Source organism: Catenulispora pinisilvae (genome assembly GCF_015356865.1).
Taxonomy (GTDB): domain Bacteria; phylum Actinomycetota; class Actinomycetes; order Streptomycetales; family Catenulisporaceae; genus Catenulispora; species Catenulispora pinisilvae.
This window is the reverse complement of record NZ_JAAFZA010000440.1, coordinates 1-3,906: the sequence shown is the minus strand read 5'-3', so window position 1 is coordinate 3,906 and position 3,906 is coordinate 1. Positions and strand designations below refer to the sequence as shown.

General features: G+C 71.5%; 2 protein-coding genes and 1 pseudogene. All 3 read left to right on the top strand.

Features of this window, described 5'->3' with window-relative positions; translation table 11 throughout:
• Positions 1-2,602: type IV secretory system conjugative DNA transfer family protein (locus IZR01_RS48555; protein ID WP_194927821.1), on the top strand; the 2,602-nt coding region annotated here is incomplete at its 5' end.
• 80 nt (positions 2,603-2,682) lie between these two features.
• Positions 2,683-3,714: a replication-relaxation family protein gene (locus IZR01_RS48550; RefSeq protein WP_194900013.1), complete on the top strand. Its 1,032-nt coding sequence runs from the start codon at positions 2,683-2,685 to the stop codon at positions 3,712-3,714.
• Positions 3,707-3,906 (top strand): annotated as a pseudogene (locus tag IZR01_RS48545) (hydrolase Nlp/P60); the annotation flags it as partial. The gene IZR01_RS48550 and the pseudogene IZR01_RS48545, both read left to right, overlap by 8 nt.

Below are 3,906 nucleotides of genomic sequence, written 5' to 3'. Positions count from 1 at the left end.
CGGCCCCGCACCGACCCCGACCGTCCCTGTCCCGCACGCATCATCCGGTCTGATCGGAGCGCTGCTCACTCACCCCGGTGCCGAGTTCGCACGCCTTGGCCGCACCGTCGGCCACGCCGCACTGTCCTACGGCCCGCTGTGGGGGCCGCTCATACTCGGCGCTGTTGCGCTGGGCCTGTTCGCCCGCGCCCGCCACCGCCGCCAGGTACACGACCGCTTCACCGACAACGCCCGCGTGATCACGGTCATGGCCCCGCCGAAGGTGGACGCCGACGGCGCGGACGCCTTGTGGTCACACCTGCTCGGCCTGCTGCGCCCAGCCCGCCGCCGCCTGCTGGCCGGCCAGCCACACCTGGGATTCGAGTACGGCTGGACCCGCGCCGGACTTCGGATCCGCATCTGGGTCCCCGGAGTCATCCCACCGGGAATGATCGAGCGGGCCATCGCCTCGGCCTGGCCTGGTGCCGCCACCGACACCCAGCCCGCGGCCGAGGCGCCTCTACTCCCGGCTGGCGCGGTCGCGACCGGGGGCCGCCTTCGGCTTGCCCGCACCGAACTGCTGCCGATCGAGACCTCGCACGACTCCGACCCGCTACGCCCGCTGCTGGGCGCATGCGCCGGGCTGTCAGGCGAGGAGCACACGGCCGTGCAGATCCTGGCCCGCCCAGTCACCGGACGGCGCACCCGCCGCGCCCGACGGCAGCTGACCGCGCTGCGCACCGGACGCTCGGCGAGCCCGATCTCGCGTGTGCTGGATTCGCTCACCCCCGGCGCGAACCACACAACCTCCCGCACCCCGGCCAGGCTCCCGGGCGTACCGGCCGACCCGACCAAGAACGCCGAGCTGCGCTCCGCATCCGCGAAGGTCGCCGGCGGGCTGTGGGACGTGCGCCTCTACTACGCCGCCGCCTCCACCGCCGCACCGAGCCCGGATGCGCCGGTCGACCACAGGTCCCCGCGGCTTCGCGGCCGGGCCCACGCCATCGCCTCGGCGTTCAGCATGTTCGCCGGGCAGAACTGGTTCGCCCGCAAGAAGCTGTCCGCACCGGTCGCGGTCCTGAACTCCCGGCGCTTCACCGGCCGCGGCAGCCTGTTGGGCGTGGCCGAGCTGGCCGCGATCGCGCATCTGCCCACCGATGCCGCCGCCCCCGGCGTCGAGCGCGCCGGCGCCCGCACCGCCGTCCCGCCGCCGGGCATCCCCACCCCCACCGGGCCGGACACCACCGGGAACGTCGCACCAGTCAAACCGCTGGGTGTATCGGAGTCGGCCAACCCGCGCCCGGTCGGGCTCGCTGTCGCCGACGCCCGCCAGCACGTCCACATCCTCGGCGCGACCGGCTCCGGCAAGTCGACCCTGATGACCCACATGATCCTCGACGACGTACAGGCCGGGCGCGGCGTCGTGGTCATCGACCCCAAAGGCGACCTGATCACCGACATCCTCGCCCGCCTCCCGGAGACAGCGATGGGACGCACCGTCGTGTTCGACCCCGACGACGCCTCCGCCCCACCCAGCCTGAACGTCCTGCAGCTCGAGCGCCCCGACGAGGTCGACATGATCGTCGACAACCTGTGCGGCCTGTTCGGCCGGATCTTCTCTTCGTTCTGGGGGCCGCGGACCGACGACAACCTGCGCTCGGCGTGCCTGACTCTGCTGCACGCCCCGGAGGCCGCGACCGGCGGAGTGACCCTGGCCGACATCCCGCGCCTGCTCGGGGAGGACGCCTACCGCCGGCGCATGACCGCCACGCTCAAGGATCCGGTGCTGCGCGGTTTCTGGAACCAGTACGAGGGCTTATCCGAGGCTCAGCGGGCCAACCACGTCGGCCCGCTGATGAACAAGCTGCGCGCATTCCTGCTGCGCTCCTTCGTCCGCGACTCCATAGCCGACGGACCCTCCAGCTTCGACATGGAGAAGGTCCTGGACGGCGGCGTGCTGCTGGTGCGACTCCCGAAGGGCGTCATCGGCGAGGAGACCGCCAAGCTGTTGGGCTCATTCGTGGTCGCCAAGGTCTGGCAGGCCGCCAGCCGCCGGGCGAAGCTGCCGCAGCACCAGCGCCGTGACTGCTCTCTATATCTGGACGAGTTTCAGAATTTCCTGAATCTGCCGTATCCGATGGAGGACATGCTCGCTGAGGCCCGCGGCTACAAACTGTCCCTCACCCTGGCGCACCAGAACCTGGCGCAGCTGCCGAATGATCTGCGCGAGGGCATTTCGGCCAACGCGCGGACGAAGCTGTTCTTCAACGCCTCCCCAGAGGACTCCCGGCTCCTGGAGCGGCACACCACCCCGATCCTGCTCGCACACGACCTGTCCCATCTCGGCGCGTTCCAGGCCGCAGCCCGGCTGGTCACCGGATCCCAACAACGCGCCGCATTCACCCTGCGCACCCAGCCCCTGCCCGCGCCGATCGCCGGACGCGACAACCAGATCCGCCGTTCCGCACGCGAGGCCTTCGGCCACGCCCCCGGAACCGTCCGCCGCCCCAACGCCGGGCCGGCACGGCGCGGCGGCCGATCTGCCGGACAGGCACGCCGCACCGATCCGGACACTCCGCCGGCCCCCGCGAGCAACGACCCCATCGGCCCCGAGGCGGCCTGAGCCGAGCCGCTCATTCACCTCGGCCAGCCGGCCAGGCCATCTCCCTCGCACACACCATCGCCTGAAAATGGAGCCCGTCCTTGGCCCTGGACCCGCGGCACATCCCGCAACACCCGAACTACCTGCAGAAAGTGATCGTGAACACCCCCGCGCCGGGCCCACGGCGCGCCGCGCTGGCCGATCTGGCTGCCCGGCTCACCGCCCGGGACCGGTGGCTGCTGCACGCTCTGCGCGAGCATCAGGTGCTTACCGGTCCGCAGATCGCCCGCATCGCCTACACCAACATCCGCACCGCCAACCTGCGCCTGGCGCTGCTGACCAACGACATGCGCGTCATCGAACGCTTCCGGCCGCTGCGCATCAGCGGCAGCGCCCCCGAGCACTACGTCCTGGGCGCCTACGGCGCACAAGTGCTGGCCGCCGAGGCCGGCGTCACCATCAAACAACTCGGCTACCACCGCTCCCGCACCCTGGGCATCGCCCACTCACCGCGGCTGCGCCACACCGTCGGCGTCAACGAGCTCTACTCCCACTTCGCCGCCGCCTCCGCACCCGCCAACGACCCCGTGGGGGCGTTGAGCGCCTGGTGGTCGGAGCTGACCTGCTTCCACCTGTACGGGGACCTCGCCCGGCCCGACGCCTTCGGCAGCTGGCAGGCCCCCGACCCGCGCGGCGGTGTGCGCAGCACCGAGTTCTTCCTGGAATACGACACCGGCACCGAGAACCTGGAACGGCTGCTGGGCAAACTCGACGGCTACGCCCGCCTGGCCCAGGTCACCGGTACCGACACCCCGGTGCTGTTCTGGCTGCAATCCCCGCTGCGCGAACGCGCCCTGCACCGCCTGCTCGCCTTGAACCCGCCGGCTGTACCGGTCGCCACCGCAACCCCAGAGTCCTGCCGAGAATCCGGCATCACCGGACCGATCTGGGACCTGGCCGCCCGCCGCACGAGCCGACGGCTGCACCTGATCGAACTGGCCGCCTACACCCGCGGCACCCGACACACCGACCACGACCCGGACGCCGACCGCACCGGAAGATTGTTCGCCCCGCCGCAACCCCGCCCACCAGCCAGCCGCACAGGTGGAGGCGGAAGCGAGGCCCATGGCTAAAATCGGCGCCGCAGCAGGCGCCGCGCTGCTCCTGGTCATCATCCTGATGGCCGGAGCAGCCGCCGGCGTCGCGAGCATGTTCGGCTTCGGCTCAGACTCCCCACCCACACAAACCGCCGCGGCCGACATCCCCGCCCAATACCTGGTGCTGGACATGCAGGCCGCCGCTACCTGCCCCGGACTGCCCTGGTC